1 pseudogene is annotated in these 251 nt (G+C 60.6%); it reads right to left on the reverse strand.

The features are described 5' to 3' along the window. Window positions 1–134 (reverse strand): annotated as a pseudogene (locus NFX52_RS31445) (IS3-like element ISCod1 family transposase); the annotation flags it as partial. Between the last annotated feature and the right edge of the window lie 117 nt (window positions 135–251).

Below are 251 nucleotides of genomic sequence, written 5' to 3' on the forward strand. Positions count from 1 at the left end.
GTCAGCGAGGCCTGCAGCCTGCGGTAGCCGTAGCAGCGGTGGTTTGACTCGAAGATCTCGGTGAGGGATTGGCGCACACCAAGGTACTTGTCGCCGACCGCTGTGCGGGCCCGATGGTAGAAGTACGGTAAGCGTCCAGCCGAGGCATCTTGAGTTGAGCCACATGTCCCGCGAATATCGCGGGCATGATGAAGAAGGTGGATGCAGTTTGCGTGGCGACGATCGCGTTGTTTGCGCGCTGGCTCAGCGTT

This window comes from Acidovorax facilis, from assembly GCF_023913775.1.
GTDB lineage: Bacteria > Pseudomonadota > Gammaproteobacteria > Burkholderiales > Burkholderiaceae_C > Acidovorax > Acidovorax facilis.